This window comes from Nostoc sp., from assembly GCF_036917515.1.
Classification (GTDB): Bacteria; Cyanobacteriota; Cyanobacteriia; order Cyanobacteriales; family Nostocaceae; genus Nostoc.
The window spans coordinates 1-23,404 of the sequence record NZ_JBALDE010000277.1 but is presented as its reverse complement, the minus strand read 5'-3'; the positions used below and the strand labels follow the sequence as shown (position 1 = coordinate 23,404).

19 protein-coding genes are annotated in these 23,404 nt (G+C 38.6%); 14 read left to right on the top strand and 5 right to left on the bottom strand.

The window, feature by feature from the left end; genetic code table 11:
- The coding region (locus tag V7K89_RS34955; RefSeq protein ID WP_335195456.1) for a cadherin-like domain-containing protein at positions 1-1,497 on the top strand (1,497 nt) is incomplete at its 5' end.
- Between the two features lie 449 nt (positions 1,498-1,946).
- Here the strand turns inward: V7K89_RS34955 and V7K89_RS34950 are convergent.
- Complete coding sequence (locus tag V7K89_RS34950) at positions 1,947-3,047, bottom strand: Get3/ArsA fold putative tail anchor-mediating ATPase NosAFP (protein ID WP_335195455.1); 1,101 nt, start codon at positions 3,045-3,047, stop codon at positions 1,947-1,949.
- A gap of 120 nt (positions 3,048-3,167) precedes the next feature.
- Positions 3,168-3,359: a cytochrome b6f subunit PetP gene (gene petP, locus V7K89_RS34945; protein ID WP_335195454.1), complete on the bottom strand. Its 192-nt coding sequence runs from the start codon at positions 3,357-3,359 to the stop codon at positions 3,168-3,170.
- Between the two features lie 582 nt (positions 3,360-3,941).
- Between petP and V7K89_RS34940 the strand changes: the two genes are divergently transcribed.
- From V7K89_RS34940 to V7K89_RS34905, 8 genes are all read left to right on the top strand, one after another.
- On the top strand, positions 3,942-4,748 hold the full coding sequence (locus tag V7K89_RS34940; protein ID WP_335195453.1) for an ABC transporter permease: 807 nt from the start codon (positions 3,942-3,944) through the stop codon (positions 4,746-4,748).
- A 3-nt stretch (positions 4,749-4,751) separates the two neighbouring features.
- Positions 4,752-5,492: an ABC transporter ATP-binding protein gene (locus V7K89_RS34935; RefSeq protein ID WP_335195452.1), complete on the top strand. Its 741-nt coding sequence runs from the start codon at positions 4,752-4,754 to the stop codon at positions 5,490-5,492.
- 166 nt (positions 5,493-5,658) lie between these two features.
- Positions 5,659-6,939 carry a class I SAM-dependent methyltransferase gene (locus V7K89_RS34930; RefSeq protein ID WP_335195451.1) on the top strand — a complete coding sequence of 427 codons (1,281 nt, stop codon included), beginning with the start codon at positions 5,659-5,661 and terminating at the stop codon, positions 6,937-6,939.
- Positions 6,940-6,965: 26 nt separating this feature from the next.
- On the top strand, positions 6,966-10,688 hold the full coding sequence (locus V7K89_RS34925; protein WP_335195450.1) for a glycosyltransferase: 3,723 nt from the start codon (positions 6,966-6,968) through the stop codon (positions 10,686-10,688).
- A 44-nt stretch (positions 10,689-10,732) separates the two neighbouring features.
- On the top strand, positions 10,733-11,698 hold the full coding sequence (locus V7K89_RS34920; protein WP_335195449.1) for a GDP-mannose 4,6-dehydratase: 966 nt from the start codon (positions 10,733-10,735) through the stop codon (positions 11,696-11,698).
- Between the two features lie 173 nt (positions 11,699-11,871).
- Positions 11,872-13,170 carry a glycosyltransferase family 4 protein gene (locus tag V7K89_RS34915; protein WP_335195448.1) on the top strand — a complete coding sequence of 433 codons (1,299 nt, stop codon included), beginning with the start codon at positions 11,872-11,874 and terminating at the stop codon, positions 13,168-13,170.
- A gap of 456 nt (positions 13,171-13,626) precedes the next feature.
- Positions 13,627-14,601 carry a hypothetical protein gene (locus tag V7K89_RS34910; protein ID WP_335195447.1) on the top strand — a complete coding sequence of 325 codons (975 nt, stop codon included), beginning with the start codon at positions 13,627-13,629 and terminating at the stop codon, positions 14,599-14,601.
- Between the two features lie 89 nt (positions 14,602-14,690).
- Positions 14,691-15,785: a glycosyltransferase family 4 protein gene (locus V7K89_RS34905; protein WP_335195446.1), complete on the top strand. Its 1,095-nt coding sequence runs from the start codon at positions 14,691-14,693 to the stop codon at positions 15,783-15,785.
- 39 nt (positions 15,786-15,824) lie between these two features.
- On the opposite strand, the gene V7K89_RS34900 is transcribed toward V7K89_RS34905, so the two are convergent.
- The gene (locus V7K89_RS34900) at positions 15,825-16,598 is read right to left on the bottom strand and encodes a sulfotransferase domain-containing protein (RefSeq protein ID WP_335195445.1); all 774 of its coding nucleotides are present in this window, start codon (positions 16,596-16,598) and stop codon (positions 15,825-15,827) included.
- Positions 16,599-16,750: 152 nt separating this feature from the next.
- On the opposite strand from V7K89_RS34900, the gene V7K89_RS34895 reads away from it, so the two are divergent.
- The 3 genes from V7K89_RS34895 (at position 16,751) to rfbD (ending at position 19,535) form a co-directional block, all read left to right on the top strand.
- Complete coding sequence (locus V7K89_RS34895) at positions 16,751-17,827, top strand: glucose-1-phosphate thymidylyltransferase (protein WP_335195444.1); 1,077 nt, start codon at positions 16,751-16,753, stop codon at positions 17,825-17,827.
- Between the two features lie 114 nt (positions 17,828-17,941).
- The gene (gene rfbC / locus V7K89_RS34890) at positions 17,942-18,487 is read left to right on the top strand and encodes a dTDP-4-dehydrorhamnose 3,5-epimerase (protein ID WP_335195443.1); all 546 of its coding nucleotides are present in this window, start codon (positions 17,942-17,944) and stop codon (positions 18,485-18,487) included.
- 157 nt (positions 18,488-18,644) lie between these two features.
- Positions 18,645-19,535 (top strand): dTDP-4-dehydrorhamnose reductase, encoded by an 891-nt coding sequence (rfbD, locus tag V7K89_RS34885; protein WP_335195442.1) that lies wholly within the window; start codon positions 18,645-18,647, stop codon positions 19,533-19,535.
- Positions 19,536-19,635: 100 nt separating this feature from the next.
- Here the strand turns inward: rfbD and V7K89_RS34880 are convergent, their stop codons facing one another.
- A complete protein-coding gene (locus V7K89_RS34880) occupies positions 19,636-20,376 on the bottom strand; it encodes a 2-phosphosulfolactate phosphatase family protein (protein ID WP_335195441.1) in 741 nt (246 codons plus the stop codon).
- Between the two features lie 320 nt (positions 20,377-20,696).
- On the opposite strand from V7K89_RS34880, the gene V7K89_RS34875 reads away from it, so the two are divergent.
- Complete coding sequence (locus tag V7K89_RS34875; protein ID WP_335195440.1) at positions 20,697-21,116, top strand: BlaI/MecI/CopY family transcriptional regulator; 420 nt, start codon at positions 20,697-20,699, stop codon at positions 21,114-21,116.
- The gene (locus tag V7K89_RS34870; RefSeq protein WP_335195439.1) at positions 21,113-21,955 is read left to right on the top strand and encodes a M56 family metallopeptidase; all 843 of its coding nucleotides are present in this window, start codon (positions 21,113-21,115) and stop codon (positions 21,953-21,955) included. The genes V7K89_RS34875 and V7K89_RS34870 overlap by 4 nt, the downstream gene beginning before the upstream one ends.
- Positions 21,956-22,353: 398 nt before the next feature.
- Here the strand turns inward: V7K89_RS34870 and V7K89_RS34865 are convergent, their stop codons facing one another.
- Positions 22,354-23,220 (bottom strand): hypothetical protein, encoded by an 867-nt coding sequence (locus V7K89_RS34865; protein WP_335195438.1) that lies wholly within the window; start codon positions 23,218-23,220, stop codon positions 22,354-22,356.
- Positions 23,221-23,404: the final 184 nt, after the last annotated feature.

The window sequence follows — 23,404 nt, the reverse complement described above, 5'->3', positions numbered from 1 at the left end:
TCCAGCAGCAATATCAACGCTACTGACCCCGATAACACCCCAGCTCAACTCACCTACACTGCTAGTGGTATCAGCGGTGGACAGTTTGAGTTGGTAGCGAATGCAGGTGTTGCGATTACCAGCTTTACCCAAGCACAGATAAACTCTGGGGCAGTTCGCTTTGTCCACAATGGCGGTGAAATCGCACCTAGCTATAGCCTCAGTGTCAGTGATGGGTCGTTGAGCAGCCCTAGCAGCACAGTGGCGATCGGCACCTTCACCAACGTCAACGATGCCCCCACTATCAGCACCAACTTGTTGAACATTAGCGAAGGTGGCAGTGTGGTTCTCTCCAGCAGCAATATCAACGCTACTGACCCCGATAACACCCCAGCTCAACTCACCTACACTGCTAGTGGTATCAGCGGTGGACAGTTTGAGTTGGTGGCGAATGCGGGTGTTGCGATTACCAGCTTTACCCAAGCACAGATAAACTCTGGGGCAGTTCGCTTTGTCCGCAGTGGCGGTGAAACCGCACCCAGCTATAGCCTCAGTGTCAGTGATGGGTCGTTGAGCAGCCCTAGCAGCACAGTGGCGATCGCCACCTTACCCAATCTGCTGTGGCGCAACAGTGACACCGGGCAAAATGTGGTTTGGCAACTGATGAAGGACTTTTCGCAAAAACCTTACTCTTTAACTATAGTGAAGGATCCCAACTGGCAAATTGTAGGTACTGGTGACTTCAACGGTGACGGCACAGCTGATGTCCTCTGGCGCAACAAAGCAAGCGGCGAGAACGTCATTTGGCAGATGAATAAAGATGGCTTGTCAGTGCAAGCCAGTCAGTTGATTACCCAGGTGAAGGATCCCAATTGGCAAATTGTAGGTACTGGTGACTTCAATAAAGACGGTAAATCTGATATCCTCTGGCGTAACGTACAAAGTGGCGAGAATGTCATTTGGCAGATGAATGGCTTCTCAGTGCAAGCCAGTCAGTTGCTCACCCAAGTGAAGGATCCTAATTGGCAAATTGTAGGTACTGGTGACTTCAATAAAGACGGTAAATCTGATATCCTCTGGCGTAACGTACAAAGTGGCGAGAACGTCATTTGGCAGATGAATGGCTTCTCGGTACAAGCTAGTCAGTTGATTACCCAGGTGAAGGATCCTAATTGGCAAATTGTAGGTACTGGTGACTTCAATAACGACGGTAAATCTGATATCCTTTGGCGTAACAAGGCAAGCGGCGAGAACGTCATTTGGCAGATGAATGGCTTCTCGGTGCAAACTAGTCAGTTGATTACCCAGGTGAAGGATCCTAATTGGCAAATTGTAGGTACTGGTGACTTCAACAACGATGGTAAATCTGATATCCTCTGGCGTAACAAGGCAAGCGGCGAGAACGTTATTTGGAAGATGGATGGCTTCGTGCCAACTAGTCAGTCGATTGCCCTGGTGAAGGATCCTAATTGGAGCGTAAGGCCTTTTGTAGCACCGAAGCCTTTTGTGGAAGCTTAGATACTTCTAATTATTTTGATAATAAGTAGCTGGACAAAAATATTTACAGTCATTGTGTTTGCCCCTGATGTTCTCGTTGGCGCAAAGCGTCTCCAAGAGTTGCAACTTCAATTCCTTACATTTGCGAAGCGTGTCTGAAAGACTTATGCTTCGTTTCACTTCATTAGACTCGCAATGACATTATGTAATTAATTCTGTCCTACTACTTAATAATGTCTAAATAATTAGTTATGATTCCCACAATCTCCCTTCCCTTATCAAAGGAAAGGGGAGACAAGACCTAGCTTTGCCTCTTTGGAGTTCTTCAGGTTTAATTACAGCTATTTTCAGTTAAATAGACCACGCGATAGGGGCGCAAGGCCTTGCGCCCCTATGCCAGGTGTGATTCAAATGATATGAAAACTGCTGTAAGTAATCAAGCGGGCTTCTCCATACCTCGTTCCCATAATTTAAAACGAAATTATCAAATAATTATTCTGAAACTTTGCTCCAGCAACAGGTCTGCCACTCAAAGCTGGGGGTAAGGGAATATTGCGCCGCTGATCTCCTGCTTCTACCGTGACTTCTGGCCCATATTGGGTAAGCTTGACCTGCTTTTTGTCAAATCCTGGCAAGAATAAGCGTACTTGACGATTGTGGATGTCTATTTCAATAGGTTTGGGAGCCTGTAAAGCTTGTGCTTCAAAGTTCGGTAGGGCGTCTATCAGTGGTTGCCAGTCACCTGTTGACGAGTCGGGAACGACGCTTACAAGTAGGGGTGTAAATTCCTCTGACAGTTTGACATTTGTCTCAGTCGACACAAGCAGAACACCACCGACAGTTAAACCGATTTGTTGAGCGCTACCCCATAAATAACGAGCATTTGCTACTTCAATGGGATCTCCTGTAGTCACTAAGAAAGCAGCAAGACGCTTGGGATCGGCAAGAGCGGCTCTCCCTTTTTCTAAGAAATTATTGACTTGGTTAGTGGGTCCTGCAAAGTTATCTGCTGTCCAGTTGATATTGAAAAAACTACTAATCAGCGGTTGAATCAAGGGTGATTCAGTAATCGTCTTTCCCAAATCGGAGTTGACAAACAATTGCCGAAATCGTCGAACATACCAACTAAGAGATTCTGGCAAACCTAACGTTCGCAGCGTTAAAGAGTCGCCCGTGCCATCGTAGACGATCGCATCATATTTGCCACTGGCATCATATTCGCGGATAGCATTCAGTGCTAGGGCGTTGTCCATCCCCGGCAATACTACCAGTTCTTGACCAAAAACGTCTTTGAAGATTGGCGTGCGGAGATATTGTGCCTCAAGTTTCTTCACTTCGTCCCAGTTGCGCTCTAGCAGTACAGACGCTTGAAACTGGACTGCTTGCAAATTGGGAGCGATTTCCTGAGGATCGGCAGCAATGGGAATACCCAGCAGGTTTTGCAATGTTGGTTCTGCTTGTCCTGCTAGGAGTACGCGCTTGCCTTGACTTGCCAATAATTTGGCGGCGGCGATCGCAATTTTGGTACGAGCGGTACCGCCTTTGCCCAAAAATGTCAAAATTAGAGCCATTAGTTGATTCCTATTTTCACCGCCGAGCTTTTCAACTCCAACTTAGCACTCAACAAAGACTCTCAACCTGTGGTTGAAACTTCAGATATCAAGAAAAACTCGGATCTGAGTTCTTTACAATTACACAGGTTTGATTTCATCTTCAAAAAACCAAGTGGAAAAATTGTCGTCAAACATTACCACAATACCGATCCCAGCACCATCAGTAACTTTGTAGCCTTGGATGATGCCCACTTGTCCGAGTTTTTTCACAATTGGGGGAGAAACGCGATCGCGTAAACGAAAGACTTTAACCTTTTGTCCGATTTCCATGCCTGATTACAATTCAGATAAACCAAGTCTCAGTGTAGCGGAATCCGTGACTCTGCTCTCATAAATTCAGTGGAGATGGGGGAGAATAATTCCCAACTCTTGACTTCACAACTTAAAATTAAATCAACAACCAAACAGGTACATACTCAATCTTTGTCTTTTTTGGTCATAGACACCAAAAGCAATTGCATAGTTATACTTGAAAAATTACTATCGTAAGGCAACAATAAATACCAAAATTACAATTGCTGTTGGAACAAGAACGGCTGCGATCGCATGACTTCGCTAGATAGAATGGCGCTTAGACCGTCTCATGAACAATATTGTTATTGACGATAAAGCAATTATATGGTAAAAAGCCTAATTATTTGTGGTAGATAGTTCTATGGAACCAATTGATAAATTAATTGGTCTTGCCCGGATAGGATGTGATTAAAAGTAGAAAAATGGTAACTAGTAACTTGTGTGTTTAACAATGCTTTTGAAAATAAAGTTTTTATTGTTAAAGTAATGCGGTAAAGTAGCCACCAATAGTATAAAATCTGCAAATAATTTAGCTATGATCTGTAGCGGTGTGTAAGGATGAAGCTTTCAGTTAAAAGTAATTCAACTTGGTTGCAAGTTTGGCGCTACTGGGAATTGCTGCACGTCTTGGTAGCGCGAAATCTTAAAGTGCGTTATCGGGGTTCATTTCTGGGGGTTTATTGGTCACTCTTGAACCCGTTGATTATGACCGGGCTATACACTGCGATTTTTGGGACAACGTTTTCGTCATATTACAATAACTCAATACCAAACTATGTACTAGCAGCATTTACAGGGCTAGTGGTAATCAACTTTTTTTCAGCTTCTACTTCTCAGGCACTGAGTAGTGTAGTAGGCAATGGCTCACTTTTAAATAAAATTCGTCTGCCAGTCAGTATTTTTCCAATATCAATGATTGCAGCAAATGTATTTCAGTTTTGCGTCGGAGTGCTGCCCTTGTTAGGAATTATAACTTTTGTTAAATCCAAAAGTTTAGTAAATGTGCTGGCATTGCTATTTCCATTTTTAGCACTGGTTTTAGTCTGTACGGGAGTTGGTTTTTTAGTAAGCGCTTTATATGTATTTTTTAGAGATTTACCTTATTTTTATGAGTTAATTATATTTGTAATTTGGATCAGTAGTCCTGTTTTTTATCCGCCAGACATTGTTCCAAAAACAGTAAAAGCGTTTTTAGGGTTAAATCCTTTATCACCAGTTATTGAAAGTATCCGTCAGATTACACTATCGGGAGTGCTACCGGATTTAAGTTTAATTTGGGGAGCCTTGCTTAGTGGCATAATTATTTTGTCATTGGGATGGGTTTGTTTTCAGTTGTGGCGGCATCAATTCATGGATTTGCTGTAAAAGATGGAAGTAATTCGCCTAGATCGAGTTTCGCTGTGGCGACGGACACAAGAAGAGTTTTCTTATGACCTAAAGAAAACACTTTTATCTGTTTTAGAAGGTAAATATTACCAGCCTGCGAAGAAACAGGTGCTAAATGAAATTGATTTAGTTGTTGAAAGAGGTGAAAAAATAGGAATTATAGGGGCAAATGGATCTGGAAAATCAACACTATTAAAGATAATTTCTGGGATTTTGCGACCTACGAGTGGTTTGGTGCGAGTACGCGGTCAAATTGCTCCATTGATTGAACTTGGAGCGGGGTTTGATGCAGAAATTTCTGTAATGGATAATATTTTACTATATGGCGTATTACTGGGATATTCTCGAACAGAAATGCGGAAAAGAACGCTTTCAATATTAGAGTTTGCAGAGTTAGAAGATTATGCATTAGTACCAGTAAAGGGATTATCTTCTGGAATGGTAGCACGATTAGGATTTGCGATCGCCACTGATATACAGCCGGACATTTTGATATTGGATGAAGTATTGTCGGTAGGAGATGAAAGTTTCAAAAACAAGTGTAAGCGAAGAATTGAGCAATTTTGGAATCAGAACGCTACTGTATTAGTAGTTTCTCATGATTTAAAATTTATAAAACAGTCTTGCGTTCGAGGAATTTGGTTAGATCAAGGAAAAGTGCGTTTTATGGGAAACGCGGATGAAACTGCCGACTCCTATTTAAACTCAGTGAGTAAAATTTAATGTAAATTATCTAATATTAATTATTGAGTTATTAGTAATAATTCTACTTTCAAGAAAAATATTTAGTGAACCATGTGAATTGGACAACTAATATAATTAGATAGACTATTATAGTTAGGCTTTAAATAAAATTTACTAAAAATAAAAATATATTCTTTTGGCAATAATGATTAATGATAAATTTCAGGAGAATCAGATGGATTACGAAAAAATATTAGAGCGTATTAGTGATGTTTATCAACAATCAGTTAAATTTGATCGTCCGGATGGAAATGAAGAAAATGAATCAAGCAGAACAATAAATCTACCTCATCAAGCAATAAATAACAACAATTATGTGACAGAAATTGATGGAAACTATTTATTATTTTTTAATGATATATATACAAATACTATTCGTAAATGGCTAAAAAATATTTTAAAGAAAATAGCATGGCCTATTTTTAAAAGACAAGTTTATTATAATTCTGTTGTTAGACAACTTTTATACAATTTAATTCAAAAAAGTGATGAATATTCTACAAGGGATAAAGAGGTAAATAAGAAGTTTTCTCAGCTTGAGCAGAAAATAGAACAGCTTTCTCAGCTTAAGCAAAAAATAGAACAACTACCTCAACTTGAGCAGAAAATGGAACAGTTTTCTCAGATTGAGCAGAAAATAGACCAACTACCTCAACTTGAACAGAAAATAGAACAACTCTCTGCTGAACTTCAAGTTAATAATAGTGTAGCCAGTCAATTTGCTTCTGCTGAGGAAGCAAAAATTAAAAGTGGGTTATGGTTTAATGATCCAATATGGGTAGGTCATCGTGAAAATGGTGAAGCTTACTGGGTTGAGACTACAGAAAGAATTTTAGAAAAGACTTTTGTCATGCATTCTCTAGCTTATTTGTATCAATCTAGGCATATAGAAATTTTAGATGTAGGCGCTGCTGAAAGTCTCCTTTCGTATGAGTTAGCTAGTTTTAATTACTCAGTTACAGCAATAGATATTCGCCCCATAGCGTTATTTCATCCCAACTTGAAGTTTATTAAAACTGATATCTGCAACCCTGTCTTACCGCCAGCTAGTTTTGATTGTGTGATTGCTTTATCAACTTTGGAACATATTGGCTTAGGATGGTATGGAGATGAAACAGGAGAGAATTATGATGTTAAAGCTGCCCAACAGATTAGTGTACTTTTAAAGCCAGAAGGTAGTTTTATACTCACAGTTCCCTATGGTAAAAAAGCTTTAACACCAGTACATCGAATATATAACCAAGAATCACTACAAAAACTAATTCAAGATTTCAGGATAGTTCAAATATCCTATGGAGTACGTAAGGATGACTTTACTTGGACTATCACTGAAAATGAATTAGAAGCATCTGAAAAAGAACATAATCCAGATAATTACCTTCCTGGCGCAGTAGCTATGTTGGTATGTAAAAAAAACCTTGTATAAAAAATTAAATCTCAAATGGACGCAGCATGAAAATAGCCATTGATCTTCAAGCTCTGCAAACAAATAATTCTAGAAATAGAGGTATTGGTCGTTATACACAATCTGTAATAGAAGCTCTATTTAAACAGCAAAATACTCTCAGTTACCAGTTATATACTAATAGTAATTTACTAGTCCCAGAACTGGATGATAATTACTTTAAGTATAATTCTGTAGATTACCCGTACATTGGTAGTTGCGACATCAATGAACTACTATTAAAAACTGTTTTAATGGCAGCAGATGTTGACATAATATTTATACCTAGTCCTATGGAAGGTTTAGACTCCACAATACCTGACTATAGCGATTTTCCTAAAAAAGTTTTTGTCATTTGCTATGATTTAATACCTCTCATCTTTTCTGATAGATACTTAAATGAGTCAAATATGCGCTCACTCTATATGAAGCGCTTAAAAAATATACAAAATGCTGATTTTATATTTGCAATCTCGGAAGCTACGCGCCAAGATGTAATTAAATTCCTCGATATACCCCCTGAGAGAGTTTTAAACGTTTCGGGTGGTGTTTCTGCTTTTTTTACTCCGATTCCTGCTCATGAACAGCAAGCTTGGCTCGAAACTTTTGCAAGGAAGTTTGGTATTTACAAAAAATTTGTTCTTTATACAGGAGGCGAAGATTGGCGAAAGAATATTGAAGGGCTAGTCACTGCTTTTTCTGCCTTACCCAAGAATTTGCAAGAATGTTACCAATTAGTAGTTGCCTGCAAAGTTTCTGAGCATTTTAGTAAAGAAATAACTAGCTTTGCGTCAAAATTAGGGATTAATAAATCTATAATATTAACAAATTATGTTACAGATGAAGAATTAAGAGCTTTATACTCAACCTGCTCTCTATTTGTTTTTCCTTCTTTTTATGAAGGCTTTGGTTTACCACTACTTGAGGCTATTTCATGTGGCGCACCATCGATTGCAAGTAATAGCTCATCTTTGCCAGAAATTTTAGGTTCTGATGAATTACTGTTCGATCCATACTCACCTTCTGATATGGCTGGGATCATGCAAAAAGTTCTATCTGATGAGAACCTTAGAACAAAAATCTCAGAGGATGCACTTCAGCAATCAGCAAAATTCTCTTGGCAATCTGTTGCTAAAAATATGCTTGATGTGTTTCAAGAGCATCAGCTATTAAATAAAGTATCTATTTCAGTTAATCAAAAACCACAAATAGCTTTTTTTAGCCCATTCCCACCAGCTAAATCTGGTATAGCAGACTATAGTCGAGACTTATTACCATCATTAGAACAACACATTAACCTTGATTTATACCATGATGATAGTTATTTGCCCGATATCAACATCAGTAATAACTTATTTTCTCATAGTAAATTTGAAGAAAAATTAAAGTCTCAAGTATATGAAGGTATTATTTACCAGATAGGGAATAGTAGCTACCATTCTTATATGTACTCCCAATTAATGAGATATTCTGGAATATCTGTGTTACATGACTATTACTTGGGAGGGCTGATTAATTATATGGAAGCTCGTTGTCCAGAACTTGGTATTAAATTTTCTAAAGAACTAGAACACTGTTATGGAAAAGATAAAGCACTAAAAATTTTAAACCTTTTAAAAATAAAAGATTTAGATATTAATGAGAAGTTATCAGAAGTAGGTCTTTATATAAATAGAAGAATTTTTACGCGCTCTTTAGGAGTTATATTACACAGCAAATGGGCTTATAACTGTGCTATTAAAGAATTTACTAATGATAATAGCCATATTGTTCATATACCTCAGATAGTGCCAAAGTATGTTGTTAAGGAAAAATCACTAAGAGATCAATGTAAAGAGTTGGATCTTCCAGATGATAAACTTATAATATCAACCTTTGGATTTATTAATAAAACTAAACGTCCGCTACAAATTATTTATGCATTTAAGAAGTATCTTGTAACTCAACCTAATGCTTACTTAGTATTTGTGGGTGGTACTGATTATCTTGGTACGATTAATATAGAAAATGAAATTAAAAAGCTAAGTTTACAAGAGCGAGTAAAAGTTACTGGCTATGTCAATATGCCGGATTTTTACCGTTACATAGAAGTATCAGATATATGCCTAAATTTAAGATTTCCTTTTAACGGAGAAAGCTCTGCATCACTTCTGCGAATTTTGTCTGTTGGTAAGCCTACTATTGTTACAGATATCGGCTCCTTCTCTGATTTTCCCAATGATGTGGTGTTCAAAATACCCAATCCTGGACAAAGTGATGAAGTACAAGAGATATTGAAATCTCTTATTTTACTAACTCAAAACTCAGACTACAGAAAATCCCTGAGCAAAAATGCATATAAGTATATTGCTAAAGAACATTCTCTAGACAAATGTGCTAATTTATATACAGAATTTATCCAGCAAATACTTTCTTCACCTCAAGCAAAAAGTAAAAAACTTGCTGACTATGTAGGACGTGAATTAGCTAAAGTTATACCTAATGCATCAAAAAAAGTACTTACTACTTTTGCTAGAGCTATTGATAATTCTTATCAGGAAGAAGAGCAAGTAGTTGAAAATTTTGATTTCAACAATACTGCGATATTAATACAGCCTCCTTTAGGAAAAAAACTCAACTTTAATGATTTTTTACACGAATGTCGTTCTATTTGCCTTGCAAAAATACCACAATCTAAGGAAATATTAAGTATTGGATGTGCTGGAAATTGGTACTTCGAGTGGTTCGATAAATTTTATCCTCACTCTATTGAAAATCACACTGGTATAGATTTAAATTCAAAGCCACTAGATTTACCAAATAATGTAACTTGGATTCAACATGATGGGGATGATCTAAGGTTAATAGAGTCACAAAGTTTTGACTTAGTATTTGCTGGTCAATTTATTGAACATATATCTTGGGAATCACAGGTAAGTTTCCTGTTAGAAGTCAATAGAGTACTTAAACCAAATGGCATTTTTGTACTTGATAGTCCCAATTATACTGTTACTAATAGATATGGATGGAAACAGCCAGAACATATACATGAACTAACTTTTCAACAAGTATGTGAGCTTTTGTCAATCTCAGGTTTTAAAATTCAAGATTTATTCGGTTTGATCTCAAAAGATTTGTTAGGAATCCCACCTAATTTATTTGGCAGATATATTGAACCTTGTTTAGACATAAATTTCTATCAAGAAGATATTAAAAAGGCAATTAATCAGGATCCGCAAAATTGCTTTGTTTGGTGGGTAACATGTCAAAAATTTCAAGAGATTGATCTTGCAGATAAAACTCTAATTAAGCGAATGCAGGAGTTTTATCTGGAAAACCAAAAAATTAAAAATGAAGTAATTTTTCATGGTATTGGTTCAATAATCAAAGTAAAGCAAGAGTATTTTGTGATTGTAAATCCTGATGATGGACAAGGATTTGCAATCTTTGGTCCTTACGATTCTTATTGCAAAGGTAAATATTTAGTCGAATTTGAACTCTTAGCCTCTAATAATGATAATGAAATATCTAAAAGGAATCTAGATTTAATTGTAGCGATCGCAGATATTTCTACTAATTCTGGTGCACTAGTTTTAGCTAAAAAAGAACTTACTTTAAGAGATCTCTTAAAGAAAGAAAAGACAAAACTGAAGTTTGTTATAGAGACAACATCTATACTAGAATTTAGAGTTTTATCGCTAGGAGTATATCCAGTTTTAGTTGGTATTAAACCAAAAGTATCAACGCTATAATTCAGTATTTACAGAGAAGAAATATATTGTAAAAAAAAGTGAGCATGACAACAAAAAAAGCCCTAATCACCGGGTTAACTGGACAAGATGGTTCATATCTTGCCGAACTACTCATAGCAAAAGGCTACCAAGTCTTTGGTCTAGTCCGCCGTTCTAGCACCAGTAATCTAGAGCGTATCACCCACCTTTATGGCGACATTCAAATCGTATCCGGCGACCTCCTCGATCAATCATCCCTCATGGATGTAGTGAGCGAATGCCAACCAGACGAAATATACAATCTTGCCTCTCAAAGCTACGTTCCACTCTCTTGGACACAACCTGCTCTTACTGCTGAATATACAGCTCTCGGTGTCTCTCGCCTCTTAGAATCTATTCGTCGCTGCAAACCTGATGCTAGATTCTATCAAGCATCCAGTAGTGAAGTTTTTGGTCAACCCGACGAATCGCCTCAAACCGAACGCACTGCCTTTCGTCCCCGGAATCCTTATGGAGTTGCCAAAGCTTATGCTCATTGGATGACTGTCAACTATCGGCAGAAATACAACCTTTACAACTGTTGTGGTATTACTTATACTCACGAATCACCTCGACGTGGGACAGAATTTGTATTTCGCAAAATCACACACGCAGCTGCCCAAATTAAATTAGGTTTGGCAAATGAACTAAAATTAGGTAACCTAGATGCCCGTCGTGATTGGTGCTATGCCAAAGATGCTGTTTACGCTATGTGGCTAATGTTGCAGCAGGAACAACCTGATGACTACCTCATTGCTAGTGGTGAAACCTACTCTGTTAAAGAACTTGTTGAGTGTGCTTTTGACTGTGTTGGGCTTAATTGGCAAGATTATGTCTCGGTTGACCCCGCTTTTTATCGCGCTGATGAACCAGTACAGTTAGTTGGTTGCATTGATAAAATTAAAATGGGAATAGGTTGGCAGCCTCAATACTCTTTTAATCAATTGGTTGAGTTAATGGTTGATTATGACCTTAAGAAATTAAGCAGTTAGCTTTTTAGTTTCTTACTTATAAATAACCATTAACTTGAGACGAGGAAAAAGTAAAATAGCTTACCTAAGAATGTAACTACTGAGTTTTTTAGTTATGGGTTTTCTTAGGTAAGTTTTTTAAGTAAAAAATTATTAATAATTTATAATAACAATATTTCTAAGTAGGTTTTAGAATGAAGATATTTATAGATTGTACTCATACGGCAAAACATACATATAAAAATACTGGAATCCATAGAGTAGTTCGAGAGCTAGCTTCTGAATTATTGCAAATAAGCTCAAACTGCACAGAGATAGAAATAGTAACGGTTATGTTTGATGGTAGTTTTATGAGGAGAGTGACTAATCTTAATAAACAGCAAGATGACTATTTTGTTAAGGTTAATAAATATCTTGATCTAAGTAAAATAAATATAAAAGTTCAATCTCTACTTTTGAAACTGAAAAATAAATTTATAAATTTTTTGTATATATTAAATTTGATTGATTGGTTTGATTCAAATTCAGCAAACAAAAAAATTTTCCTTAAATTTGAAGATTCTATAGTCCAGCCAGGAGATATTTATGTGATAGCTGATGCTAACTGGGATTTACCTAAAACTTATTACCGATTTCTACAACTTTTAGAAATTCATAAAGTTACTATTGTAGTTATATGTTACGATCTTATTCCAATAAAATTCCCAGAGTTTTCTTCCAAGAGATTTACTAAAGCTTTTACAAAATTCTACACCGATTATTCTATTTTATTCGATAAAGTATTATGTATTTCTAAGAGGAGTGCTGAAGATTATATGAATGCAAGACAACAAGGAATACTAGCTAAGAAAAACTCACAAATTGTTCAAAGCTTTCGTTTGGGCGGTAACTATTATAAACATGATTGTTTGCTAAGTAAAGAATATAAGAACTCTGATGTAAAGTTGCAGAAATTACTTAACAAAAAATATATTTTAGTAGTTGGAAGCTTAGTACCTCATAAAAATATTAAAACTATTATTGCAGCCTTTGATTTATTGATAAATTCTAGTTATGATGATGTATTTTTAGTTTTTGCAGGTAATAAAGGTTGGGACTCAAAAACTGATAATTTGATAGAATCTAATAAAATGTATGGCAAGCTCATAGAAATACTAGGTTCTGTTACCGATGCTCAACTAGATTTTCTCTATCAAAACTGTTACTGTTTAGTTCAAGCCTCCTTTTATGAAGGATTTGGATTACCTGTGGTAGAAGCACTACAACACTGTAAACCTGTAATTGCCAGCAATGGTGGCTCCTTACCTGAAGTAGGAGGTGATTTTTGTAGATATTTCTCTCCTACTCAACCAACAGAACTGTATGAAGCTTTAAAAGAGCTACTTGATTCAGATATTTACTACAATAATTTGGTAGAGCGCATAAGAAATGAGTATGTACCATTTTCATGGCAAGAATCTGCTGAAGAGTTTCTCTCTTATTTATATAATTAAATTTAGTTTAAATAAAAGCTTAAAAATTTGTTGTTCAATCTATCTTTTTTGTCTAAAAAAACCACAGGTTTAACAACTTACGCTTTCAGTATTCCTACAAATCTGCGATTTTTCAATCTGACATTATTAACTTTACAGTCAATTTTTGGCTATAAATACTATGGAATTTCATCAAAATTAACACTAAATGACAGTTTACAAAAGTGATATAGTTACCCTATTATTTGTTAAATGAAATACTAATAAAACTTTTTGTTACCAGTAATATTTTGGTAAAAGACCAAAATTAAGCAATTAAATTTTATACCAATTATTTATGAAGACGCATAGAAAGAACCCTACTACCTACGGCACCTCCCCGATGTTTTTTTTGGTGAAGATAGGAGGAGTTAAAATAATGTGCAACTTCACAGAGAATTGTTATTACATAATAAACTAAAAAGTAAGTCGAAAATTATGTTAGACAAAATATCACAATTCGTAAAAGCTATATTGAATCTATTAAGATTATTGAAAAAAACAGATGCTATAAGCTTGAATATTAAAACTTTCGGTTATGAATATGCTCGTAATTTGCGCGAGCAGTTGACAATACCTAGTAATTTATCACCACAAAAAATTAATTTACAATCCAAAGCTTGTCAACAAAATGATATTGAATCACATTGGTTTTTCTACTGGTGTCAAGAGATGAAAATTCCTGTAGCATACCATCGAAAATTGTGGGAATTTTGCTATATTTTACAAGCATTATATGAATACGATTTACTTACTCCTGGACGTAAAGGCTTAGGTTTTGGTTGTGGTGAAGAACCTCTGCCAAGTATTCTTGCTGCTTATGATATTGCGATTACGGCTACAGATTTAGATCCAGCAGCATCAGCTGCACAGGGTTGGATAGAAACTAAACAAAATATGTCTTCTTTAGAAAAGATATTCCGTCCTGAGTTATGTACAAAAGAACTATTTACTAAAAATGTGAGTCTAAAATATGTCGATATGAATGCTATTCCTGCTTACTTAGAGGGTAAATATGATTTCTGCTGGTCTGCTTGTGCATTAGAACATCTAGGTAGCATTAAAAATGGACTTCTATTTATCGAAAATTCTTTAAAAACTCTAGTTCCTGGAGGAATAAGTATACAAACGACAGAATTTAATTATTTAGAAGAAGAAGAAACTATTGACAATAAGGGAACAGTACTTTTTAGAAAAAAAGATTTTGAACAAATTGCTAAAAAACTAACTGCGGCAGGACATCAAGTAGTACCTCTAGATTTCAATATTGGTTCTCGCGTGTTAGATAAATTTATTGATATTCCTCCATATTACAATCAAGTACATGATATACCACAAGAAGCACATTTAAAATTATTAGTCGATCGTTTTGCTTCTACATCCTTTGGTATGATTGTCAGAAAAGCTATGTAAGAAGCTACAGTTCTTAATTTGCCATAGTATTATGTAATTTGTGATAATGTCAAAATTATTATTTTTCTAGCCAAATAAAAAAATACTAAATGAATATAGTAGATAATGTTTCCTCTAACCAATTAATTGTTAACTTATCTATTCTCTTAGCTCAACCAACGGGTATAGGCAACTATGCTCAAAATATTTTTCCTTATTTAAAATCTTTGCAACCTGCTCTATTAGTAGCGCAAAAATATCCCGATTTTGACTGTTATCCAATACCGTCAAACTTAACCCCAAACCACGGCACTAAAGGTCATTTTAACCGCCTCCTCTGGACACAATTTCAACTACCACAAATATATAAAAACCTCAAATCAAGTCTTTTATTCTCCCCGCTACCAGAAGCACCCCTTTATAGCAATTGTCGTTTTGTTGTCACATCTTTTGATATGATACCGTTGCGCTTTGCTAAACGCTTCTCACCACTCACAGCCTACCACCGCCACTATACTCCTCAAGTCCTTAAGCAAGCACAACACATTATTTGCATCTCCCAGACTACGGCTAAAGACATCACGGATTTTTACCAAATTCCCGCCAGTAAAATTACTCCGATTCCTTTAGCGCACGATCGCACTCACTTCCTTCCTCTCAATTTATCTAAGTGCAACTACTTTCTCTACATTGGTCGCCAAGATCCTTACAAAAACATCCAGCGACTCATCAGTGCTTTTGCGGCGTTACCTAACTGCAAAGATTATGAACTATGGTTAGTAGGGCCAATTGATTCGCGTTACACCCCTACTTTAAAAGTGCAAGTTGCAGAATTGGGTGTAACTAATCAGGTAAAGTTTCTTGACTATGTACCTTACAACGAATTACCAAAAATAATTAATCAAGCGATCGCTCTGGTTTTCTCCAGTCTCTGGGAAGGTTTTGGTTTACCTGTCCTCGAAGCAATGGCTTGTGGGACTCCCGTCATTACCTCCAATCTCTCCTCCTTACCTGAAGTGGCTGGCGATGCGGCGATTCTAGTCAATCCCTACAACACCGGAGAAATTACAGAGGCAATGCAGGCGATCGCAACTAATCCAGAATTGCGATCACGTCTACGTACCCTTGGCCTCAACCGTGCCAGTCAGTTCAGTTGGGCAAAGACAGGACTTGCTACCGCCGAAGTTCTCAAGCAGTACCTATAATGGCTGATTTCTAGAAAATAGAGACACTGCGAAATAAGCTTAGTTCTTTACTGCAATGGCATTCCAGTTAGCAATCGCCTGCTCTTCGGTTAGAGTAGGGTTAGCATTACACACATACTCAAGTTTAGCTAACACGCTTTGATGGGCAAGAGCAATCTCTTGAGCAACGGGTGCTATAAGAAGCTTCTTCCAGAGAGCATACTTTCCTTGCCAGAAGTGATTATTTGTACTCATGGTGCGGAGGCGATCGATGGAATGTAACGAAACCACATCTAATATAGGCTTGACTGGGGTCAGTCCCAGTTGTTCGTTAAACTGGGCAAGTTCCTTGACCGCATCATTCACCAGATTTTCGTAACGAACTTTCAATGTGTCTTCTCGCCTCCACCATTCCGGGCTAATGGAGAGAAGTGCTGCTGCTCTACTCCCAGTGGCATAGTTGATAAACTCTGGGCTAAGGGGCGTTTTCTCAAGGATGGAAATCTCAGTTCCTCCTTCACCTTTTAGCCACTTGGCAGTATCCGGTTCGTAGCTGGCAAAATGCAGAATAGAAATCAATACATCCAAGGGATGGCGGGCAAGAGCTACCACACGAAATCCTTGCTCAGCTAGCAATGAAACGAAATCATCACTTCTGTGCCAATGAATCTGAAGCACTAATCTTGCTGGTAGCAAGTGCCAGGAAATGTCAGCCGGATGATGCACCGCCAGTTCAGCCATTTCATAACTGGCTGCCAGCATTTTTCGTAGCCAAGTATTACCCGATCGGGGATTGCTAATTATTGCTAGACGCAAGGAGCCTAAACTGCTCAAATTCTGTTAATCCTTTCAGCTAAATTAGGGTACATCCAAACTAACATCATACTAACACCATAACTTAAATCCAATCATTTGGGATTTTGTCAAGTTTTCAGATTATCTTGACTAATGACTTGTAATTAATCCTAAATCCTGATGAAAGCACTATGAAAGCACTAATTCTTTCTGGCGGTAAAGGTACACGCTTACGTCCCCTTACCTACAGCGGGGCAAAACAACTTGTACCAGTTGCTAACAAACCTGTTTTATGGTACGGCATTGAAGAAATGGTCGCGGCTGGTATTACTGATATTGGCATCATCATCAGTCCAGAAACCGGGGCAGAAGTCCAAGGAAAAACCGGAAATGGAGAAAACTTTGGAGCAAACATCAGCTATATCGTACAAGACCAGCCACTTGGACTTGCTCACGCCGTCCAAGTCGCTCGTCCTTTTTTAGGAGATTCTCCCTTTGTGATGTACTTAGGCGATAATCTGATTCAACTAGGTGAGTTACGTTACTTTCTGCAACAATTTAACCAACAACAGCCAGATGCTTTGATTCTCTTACGTTCAGTTGCTAACCCTAGTGCCTTTGGTGTGGCTCAGGTGGATGAAACAGGACGGGTATTACAGTTAATTGAAAAACCCAAAGTTCCTCCTTCAAATCTGGCATTAGTAGGGGTTTATTTCTTTTCTCACCTCATTTATGATGCGATCGCAAATATCCAACCTTCCACCAGAGGCGAGTTGGAAATCACTGATGCCATTCAATACCTCATTAATCAGCAAAAGCAGGTCTTAGCCCACAATCTCCAAGGCTGGTGGTTAGATACTGGTAAAAAAGATGATTTATTAGAAGCTAATAGATTGATTCTCGATACCTATCTAACAGCATCAGTTGTGGGCGAAATTGATGCCCAAAGTCAGATTATTGGACGAGTCCAAATCGGGGTAAAATCTAAAGTAATTAACTGCACAATTCGGGGGCCAGTAGTCATTGGTAGCAATTGTCATTTAGAAAACTGCTTTATTGGCCCTTATAGTAGCATCGCTAACAATGTCACACTCATTGATACTGATTTAGAACACAGCGTTATTTTAGAAGGTGCTAAAATTGCCGGAATTCATCAGCGTATTATTGATAGTGTAATTGGACAAAGGGCACAATTGAGTCTTGCACTTCGTCGCCCTAAAGCCTTGCGATTTATGATTGGTGATGACTGTCAAATTGAACTAACGTGATTTACTTATTCAAAACAAAAAAACTACAGTCAAAGTCTTAATTCTAATACCTGTAAAATACAAGTATTAAATTACTCTTGTAATTAATACTGTGGCACATTACTTGTGATATTAATGAGCATTGTACATACCAAAATTCCCGAAGTTATCCAACTCGAACCCCAAGTATTTGGAGACGATCGCGGTTTCTTTTTTGAAGCTTACAACCACCAAAGTTTTGCTCAAGAGATAGGGATTGTTACGAACTTCGTCCAAGATAACCACTCTTGCTCTAAACAAAACGTCCTACGTGGATTGCACTATCAAATCCAACAACCCCAAGGTAAACTCATTCGTGCTATTGTTGGCACTATTTTCGACGTAGCCGTAGACATTAGAAAAAGTTCGCCTACCTTCGGTAAATGGGTAGGTTATGAACTCAGTGCTAAAAACAAACGCCTACTGTGGATACCACCAGGCTTTGCTCACGGTTTTCTTGCAGTTTCAGAAATAGCCGAAGTTCTCTACAAAACTACAGATTACTACGCGCCCCGAAGCGATCACACAATTCTATGGAATGATCCAGATTTAGCGATAGATTGGCCCCTAAGTGGGCCACCGATTTTATCAGCTAAAGACCAAGCTGGTAAATCTTTGAGAACTGCTGAAGTATTTGATTAAGTAGTCATTGGTCATTGGTACATACCCCGTCTCTTGTGATACCCTAAGCTTACTTTTATGGTGGGTGGAAAAACTCTGTCTTTCATCGGACTAATTCAAACCACATTAAAGAATGGGCGTGGCATCTCTTTGACAAATGACTTACGACAAATGACAAATGACTAAATCAATTTTGCTGATTGGTAGCAACGGTCAAGTGGGTAAGGAACTACAACAAATACTCTCATCATCCGGCGATATTATCTCAGTAGCACGCCCAACAGTAGACCTTGCTCAACCCGATACCCTCCGCAAAGTTATCAGATTCAAGCAGCCGCAAATTATCATTAATGCCGCCGCTTATACTGCTGTAGATAAAGCCGAAAGTGAACCTGAACTTGCTACCGCTATTAATGCTACTGCACCCTTAATTCTTGCCCAAGAAAGCCAAAAATTAGGAGCTTTTCTAATTCATATTTCAACTGATTACGTTTTTGATGGTAATGGCTGTAGCCCTTATCAAGAAACTCATGCGACTAATCCCTTGAGTGTCTATGGTAAAACCAAACTCGCTGGAGAAGAAGCTATTCAAGAAACTTGCGCCCATCATCTCATTCTCCGCACTGCTTGGGTTTATGGAACCTTTGGCAAAAGTAACTTTGTCAAAACCATGCTGCGACTAGGTGCAGAACGCCAAGAACTCCGTGTTGTTGCCGATCAAATTGGTAGCCCGACTTGGGCACAAGATATAGCCGCAGTTATAGCGCAGATGATTTCCCAGTTAACCCCAGAAATTAGTGGCATTTATCACTACACTAATAGCGGCGTTGCTAGCTGGTATGACTTTGCCGTTGCTATTTTTGAACAAGCACAACAATTAAACTTCCCTTTGAAAGTTGAACGTATTTTCCCCATTACAACTGCCGAATATCCGACACTAGCCCGTCGCCCTGCTTATTCCGTCCTTGCTTGTGCAAAAATTTCTGCAATTTTAGGGACTTATCCCCCCCATTGGCAACAAAGACTCCGACAAATGCTTACAGATTTGAAAATTGAGCATGGGGCATAGGGCATTGGGTATTGGGTATTGGGCATTGGGTATTGATTATTCTCCTCTGCTCCCCTGCTCCCTTGCTCCTCTGCTCCCCTGCTCCCCTGTCCCTCATTCCCTATTTCTTTTGACTTTTTAATACTCCCGTTTCATATTGCATGGGCAAAACATCTAAAGTATCAGTTTGGGAACAATATTTTAAATCTTCTTGACAGTCAAGACGCAATAATCGTTGTCCGTGACTAGCTTGGTGAAGTAATCCCAATAAGTTATCTTGCCATTGAGAGTAAAGAGCGATCGCACTAATTACTTCATCGTTACCAGCGAGTTCTTCTGGTGACAAGTTGCTTTGTTGCAAAATACTATGAGCGATCGCACCCGCACAAACTGTATCCTCTAAAGAAAAACTGCCTTCCCAACCGGAACCGACAATCCACACTGTTTCTGGTTGCTTCTCTAAAAGAAATTGCACTACCGCCGCCCGGTTAATCAAAGCTGCTGCTAATACATTTGGGGAGTCTTGTACCCGTTGTAAGGCACGAGTGCCATTTGTGGTACTGATAAACAAACGTCGTCCCTGTACTAATTCTGGTGTGCAGTCGAGGGGAGAGTTACCCAACTCAAAACCAGCTACTTTCGCGCCACCGCGTTCTCCAGCCCGCAGACGTTTTTCAGGGGGCCATTTTTCGCTAACTTCAATTAACCGATCTAAATCGCTGAATACTTGTACAGCTTCACCTCCAGATGCCAAGACAGTCGCAATTGTGCTAGTGGCTCGCAAGACATCGACTGCGATCGCACATTCTGGCGCTTTATCCGTTGGAGTCAGTTCAGGAGTGTGGTATACGAATAACTTCACGGGCTGGATACACCTGTTTTATATACTACTGCGGCAAATAACATTCTACTTAGTTGATGTTACTAACTATAATCACAATTGTTCCCAAAGTATTTTTTAACATCAAAATGCACGATCTAACCCATTCAAGACAAAAATACTCAAAAAGCCCTTTTAGACTTTCAGATTTGCTGCACTATCCTGTAATCTAAAACAAGAACAGATTTTCTCAAGCTGTATTTGGCATTTCAAGTTAGCACCACTACGCATCCTGACTAAACTTGCCAAATAGAAACTAAAATTTTTACCTCCACTTTGCTCATCCCAAATCGAAAATCGCTATGGCACCTTTACCTGACTACCGCCCTAAACAACTATCTTTAGGGCCATTGGAAGCAGAAATTTTAAATATCATCTGGGAACTTGGTTCAGTCACAGTCAAGGATGTACACGATCGCATCCTCGCCGATCCCAACCGCGAATTAGCGTATACTTCTGTCACCACTGTTTTACGTCGCCTCACTGATAAAGGTTGGCTGGCCTGCGACAAAAAAGAGCGGGCATTCTATTGGCGGCCATTGCTGAGTAAGCAGCAATCAGAAGTGATCAAAGCTCACGAGCAGTTACAGCGATTTTTGGCAGTGGGAAATCCCGATGTTGTTGCTGCCTTTGCTGATAGTCTGGATGAAGCAGCTAGCGAGCAAATAGCTGCGATCGCTAAACGTATTCAATCTGCACGCCAAGCCAGGGAGGAAAAATGATCCATTTAATGATGATTTTGAATGCTTTGGTAGTTGCTTGGTGGTTAAGATCCTCCTGGAATCAACGCCAAGGTAATTGGAATCTGCGGTGGCAGCGATCGCTATTTTTGTTTCTCTTCCCCCCCTTGCTAATTTTCATGACTGCGATCGCTGTGCTGTTCATGGGGCCTCAAGGACAAATGGGCGGGATGTATACAGGCTCAATTAGCTATTTACTTGCATTAATTTATTTGGCATTTTTTGCCATTTCATGCATTAAACTTGCTTTCCAAGGTTGGCAGTCTGTAGAATCTGCCCGTAACTACCCCTTAGTGAATGTTGGCGATAGACGAGCCAGACTGCTGAAAACGGGGGCGCTGTTCGCAGGTCAAATTGGTTTTTGGCAACCAGAACTAGTGGTTAGCCAAGGATTAGTGCAAACTCTCTCACCCGCTCATTTAGAAAGCGTCTTAGCCCATGAGCAAGGGCATCACCATTACAGGGATACGTTCTGGTTTTTCTGGCTGGGTTGGGTGCGTTCCTGCACTGCATGGTTGCCGAATACAGAGCCTTTGTGGGAAGAATTGTTAGCTTTGCGCGAACTCCGTGCTGACGGTTATGCAGCATTGCAGGTAGACCCTCTGGTGTTAGCAGAATCACTTTTATTAGTAGTTAGTAGCAGTCCCGTCTTATCGGAAATTTGCTGTGCTGCATTAGGTTCCTCTGGTGCAGATCGCTTAGAACAAAGAGTAGAAGCTTTATTAGCACCACCAGAAGCAACGCCAGAAGCTCAATTGCAATCCTGGCATGGCTTTCTGTTGGCGTTCCTGCCTCTACTGACTGTGATATTTCATAGTTAAGTTGAATTTAGGAAGCTATAGCAGGAGGCAGGAGGCAGGAGGCAGAAGGTAAAAACATTACTCTTCCTGACATTCACGCTTTCAAAATGCCTTAATCTATATGACTATGGCCATAGTACAGCGCGAAATCGTGATGTTTGTAACGAGAATTATGATGTTTGTAACAAAATTGTGGTGTTTGTAACAAAAATCATCTTGTTTGTAACGAAAATCGTAGCGTTGGTAATGAAAACGTCGTGTTTGTAACGAAAATCGTAGCGTTAGTTATGAAAACGTCGTGTTTGTAACGAAAATCATTTCGTTTGTAATAAAAATCGTGACGTTGGTAATGAAAACGTCGTGTTTGTAACGAAAATTGCGATAAGAACAAATTAACAAGCGGTAATTATGAATTACGCTTATTCTTCTTCAAGCAACTGTTCTATATATTTTTGTACTAAAGGCACTTGAAAGGCATTGCCTTCTTGAGTCAACATTTCTTTTCGCGTTAGTTTGCGGACAACGCCTTTGTCTTGCTGTGTGGGAGTTTCCCCGTGGATTATCCGGCGCAGCAGAGAGCGATCGCTATCTGCTAAACTCGTCCATAATTCCCGAAAATACTGAACGCCTACCTCAAGCACTTGAGGAATAATCTCTTCGACATTTTGGGCAGTAGCTTTTACTGTATCTGCATTTCCCTGGTTTTTTCTAATATCGCCGTTTAGCGACTCCACCAACTCGTAACATACCAACTGAACAAGAAAAGGCTGACAGCGAGTCAGTTGGATAATTGCATCTACAGCAGTTGGTTCATATATATTGGTGAAGTTCTCCACTGGATGTAAAATCAAATCGCGGGCTTCTGACTCTTGCAGGTAGGTCATTCGCAAAGCACGGGTGTTAATTAAATAGTCACTCCAGTAATCGTCAAGTTCAGATAACTCGTGTGAACCACTAAAAATTACAATCCAGTTCTGTTGGTATTGCAGCAGGTTACGAATAAAGTTGAGTGGCGCACGGCTGCTTGTTGCTTTCACTACTTCATCCAGGCGTTCATATTCATCCAGACAGAGGAGAAATCGCTGACTGCGGTTGCTGCGTTCTATTTCTGTGAACCAAGTTTGCAGCGCCGGAAATGGATCTTCAGCTAGTTTCTTGGCATCTGGATTAGGCAAGTTTACTGTGCGGGGTAATCGCCGTGCAGCTTCGATAATTTGTTGAGCTAAATTTTCAGCCAATCCTTTTAACGTTGTGGCTGATGCTGCACCCTGTAGATCTACCAGCAAAGGTACAATATCTGAGTTCAGGGGGCGACAGGGGAGCTAAAGAGCTTGCTGTATAAGTGACATAGCTTTCAAACCCTGGCGATAAAACTTCTGTTTATTGCGAATAGAACCCATGAGTTCCTCAACCCATATTTGACACTCATGAAAAGCAGTAATCCAATTTTGTCCGTATAAACCTATCCAA